Source organism: Psychrobacter sp., from assembly GCF_035469765.1.
In the GTDB taxonomy this organism is placed as follows: domain Bacteria; phylum Pseudomonadota; class Gammaproteobacteria; order Pseudomonadales; family Moraxellaceae; genus Psychrobacter.
Genome location: NZ_DATIRM010000034.1, coordinates 1 through 4,039 on the forward strand (window position 1 = coordinate 1; position 4,039 = coordinate 4,039).

General features: G+C 42.7%; 3 protein-coding genes and 1 pseudogene. 1 reads left to right on the forward strand and 3 read right to left on the reverse strand.

The genetic code is table 11. The features are described from left to right. Positions 1-7 precede the first annotated feature (7 nt). Positions 8-238, forward strand: a pseudogene (locus VLN09_RS00795) (IS3 family transposase); the annotation flags it as partial. A 108-nt stretch (positions 239-346) separates the two neighbouring features. On the opposite strand, the gene lldD reads toward VLN09_RS00795, so the two are convergent. The 3 genes from lldD to VLN09_RS00815 all read right to left on the reverse strand — a co-directional run. Further along, positions 347-1,510: an FMN-dependent L-lactate dehydrogenase LldD gene (lldD, locus tag VLN09_RS00805; RefSeq protein ID WP_325243169.1), complete on the reverse strand. Its 1,164-nt coding sequence runs from the start codon at positions 1,508-1,510 to the stop codon at positions 347-349. A gap of 130 nt (positions 1,511-1,640) precedes the next feature. Next, entirely contained in the window at positions 1,641-3,413 is a 1,773-nt protein-coding gene (gene dld / locus VLN09_RS00810) for a D-lactate dehydrogenase (protein ID WP_325243171.1), read from the reverse strand. Beyond that, the coding region (locus tag VLN09_RS00815) for an L-lactate permease (RefSeq protein ID WP_325243173.1) at positions 3,410-4,039 on the reverse strand (630 nt) is incomplete at its 5' end. The genes dld and VLN09_RS00815, both read right to left, overlap by 4 nt.

Here is a 4,039-nt window from a genome sequence, read left to right on the forward strand (position 1 = left end):
TACGACAATGAAAAGACAGACTTATACTGCTGAAATAAAAGAACGCGCCGTTCGCATGCTGATTGAAGCCTTAAGCGACTATCCCTCCACATGGTCAGCTATTCAAGCCATAGCCTCAAAGATTGGCTGTACGCCTGAGACCTTGCGATCATGGCATAAAAAGCATATCGAGCAAACTATTCCTGCATCAGTGCAAGTGCAAAGTGACAAAGAGCGCATCAAAGTGCTTGAACGCGAGAATTAGGTCTGATTAAGCTGTTTAAGATCGTGGCTCAGCGCTACCGCAATCGACGTCAACGTTATGACTTAAGAATGAAACTGTTCGCAGGATTAGTAAATTTCGAGCTTAGTCTATGACTTTTGCAAGAGGTCTATTTAATTTCACTAGACAATCTGAATTAATATCGGCAATAGATTTTGCGCCAGTCAGCGTCATCGCTACGCGTATTTCTTTATCTAGCAGTTCTAGCAAATTGCTTACCCCTGCACCGCCATCCGCTGCTAAAGCATAGACAAAGGCGCGCCCTAGCATGCAAATATCAGCGCCCAAAGCCAACATGCGCACAATATCTAAGCCATTGCGTATACCAGAGTCTGCTAAGATTTTAATCTCTCCTTTAACCGCATCGGCAATAGGAGGCAGAGCACGCGCACTTGATAAAACACCGTCCAGCTGTCGTCCACCATGATTGGATACGACTATGCCATCTGCCCCAAAACGCACCGCATCTTTGGCGTCTTCTGGGTCCAAAATACCTTTGATAACCATAGGTCCATCCCAGTATTCACGAATCCAATCTAAATCTTTCCAAGAAATAGAAGGATCAAAATTATTGCCCAACCAGCCTATATAATCTTCCAATCCTGTTGGCTTGCCTAAATAAGTAGAAATATTACCAAGATCGTGCGGACGGCCATTTAGTCCTACATCCCACGCCCATTGCGGATGCATTGCAGACTGTAAATAACGGCGCATAGCTGCATTCTTACCACTCATACCAGAGTGCATATCTCGGTAGCGTGCGCCTGGTACCGGCATATCCACCGTAAACACCAAGGTCGAACACCCAGCAGCTTTTGCACGCTCCAAGGCATTTTTCATAAAGCCTCGGTCCTTTAATACATAAAGCTGAAACCACATTGGACGGTGGATTTTAGGCGCCACTTCTTCAATCGGACAAACCGAAACCGTCGACATGGTAAACGGAATGCCTTTTTGATCGGCTGCCATAGCGGCTTGTACCTCCCCGCGACGTGCATACATACCTGTCAGACCCACTGGTGACAACGCGACAGGCATAGACAGGGTTTCATTAAATAACTGCGTCTCTAAGCTCAGCTGTGACATATCATTCAGTACACGTTGCCTAAGGGCAATTTGTGATAAATCTTCAACATTACGTTTTAAGGTATATTCATCATAAGCACCGCCATCTATATAATGAAATAAAAATGGTGGCAGTCGGCGCTTGGCAGCAGCCCTGTAGTCGTTTGGAGATGAAATAATCATACGGTTACCCTTTTTATTCTGTTAGATATCTATGTGATATTTCTAAATGTCTAATTGTGCATAGCTCAGTACTAAACGATGGATACAACTGGCCTATTTTTGAAGCAGTAAGCTCAGCCTACACTCGCTATTACACACAGCACGAGCAATTACGTTTAGTTTTCGACATTTTACCAATACCTGGATTAAACGTATTCGTTGGGTCTAGGCTTTTATAAAAGTTCTGTAAATCAGGTTCCGCTTCGTATAAATGCCCGACATTATGCTCAGCAGGATACTTTGCACCTCGATCATTCAACAGTGCTAGCATCATCTTTTTGACATGCTTAGCATCACTGCCCTTTTTCAATATATAGTCTTGATGAAACACATAACAAAAAAAGTGTCCGTAATATAGTTTCATCTCTAAATGTTGTGCTATTTCTTCAGGTAGCGTTTCAAGCCAGTCTAACTCATTACGTGGTATCGCAATATCAAGCGCTAATATCTCGCCCACCTCTTTCTCATGTATGACTTCATACCTTAATGCGGCGCCTGCTGCTGCAAAACGATTCAAAAAAGCGCTTTCTGATTCTTCTTTATTACATTCAAAATACGTACCCGTTTCTGAAGTTTCAAAAAACGATTTCAAAAAATTTTGTGCTTCTTCTATACCGTCATCACTCATTTTTACTATGAGATGATGCTCGTACTTATCACGGTACTCCATCATGCGCTTGGGCAAATGCTTTGGAAATATATTGCCGATAAACTGCATCACTTTATCGGTAAAATGCTTAGGCATCCACGACCACTTATTAAATTTGGCGTCAATAGCTCCTTTGATAGAAAATAATCTCGGCAAGGCATCTGTGCCTAGATGTTTAATACTTAAAAAGGTGTCTTTGCCATATTTAGCGGATACATCAAATATATCACGGTGCATATATTCCCCAACTTCAGGAATATTTTTGAAGCTTGATAATATCTGTCTTCTTAGCTGTGCAAGCTCACCCACACTGTTACTGCCTATATAAAAGGTTTTCTCTCTTGCAGCGGTTGGATAGGTATCAAGGCGTACGGCAAATACAGCAAGCTTGCCTGCACAACCACTTGCCTCATATAGTCTTCGCTTGTCAGCATTAAAACGACTCGGTGTGCTTGCATCAACATCTGTCACTCTAGTTATATACTCTTTATCCGATGCCAGCTTGCCAGTGTCAGGTAACTTTCTTTTATCAAAATTACCTGTTTGTAAGTTAGTGAGTATTTCTTCAGGGGTATTTCCTAACTCTACATCTAGGTGATTAACCAACACCAGCTGACCGTGTTTGTTTATTTGGGCAAACAACGCAAGCTCGGTATAAGCAGGACCTCTTTTAACAAGAGCACCACCTGAGTTATTAGATATACCACCAATAATAGATGCACCTAAAGTCGAGGAACCGATTACTGAATGAGGTGCTCTATTTACGGTATTAAGCTGACTTTGCAACTGATGCAATGTAGCCCCAGGTAAGCTAATAACTTGCTCGTTATCATTCACCAAATACAACTGGTTTATTGCAAGCGTATTAATAACAACAACTGGTCTATCATAGTCATTACCACTGGGTGTTGAACCTTCAGTTAATCCCGTTTTTGCAGCCTGCATAATAATAATGCAATTGCCTTCAACGCACACTTCTAGGCTACGCCAAATATCTAGTAATGTTTGCGGAAATAAAACCGCTAAAGCATTGCCGCCACCAGAGCGCCACCCCATTCTATAGTGCTCATTTTTCTCTGGGTCTGCCTGTACATTACTGGCTCCTAATAAGCTGGTTAGTTTATCTAACACGTGCTCAGGACTCAGTATGTCTTGAGAGGTTCGATTTGACGAAGAGATATGACGCTCCTTATTTTGTGATGGTATGTCACTCATGAGGCCAAAGGCCCTTGAAAACCAAAAATATAAATTGCGGCCATGACGATTATTCCACAAAACAACACATAATATAGGGTGGGTAAAATAGTACGCCTAAGTGTGGCGCCCTCCATACCAAGTAAACCCACCGTTGCTGATGCAGCCACTACGTTATGTATGGCAATCATATTACCGGCTGCTGCACCAACCGCTTGAGCTGCGATGATTAGAGAAGGTGAAATATGTAAGCTCATGGCGGCTTCATATTGGAATTGACTGAACATCATGTTAGATACGGTATTAGAGCCCGCGATAAAGGCACCTAACGCACCAATGGTTGCACTAATTAAGGGAAAAGCATTGCCAAACGTACCCGCAAACAGCTCAGCACTGGCTACTGGCATACTGGCTACATCTGATAGATTGACGCCAGAGTTGATAAAGATTCTGACCATGGGAATGGTAAAAATAAGAACAAATCCTGCACTCAAGACGGTTTTACTGGACTCCCCAAAAGCATCACTCAGCGCTTTGGTTGGCTTGTTGGTTTGCGCAAAAGCAGCAACCAATGCACTGATTAGTAACAACCCACCAGGCAAGTATAACGGGCTAAAGCTGGCACTTATGTCAGCCTCACCTAAAAT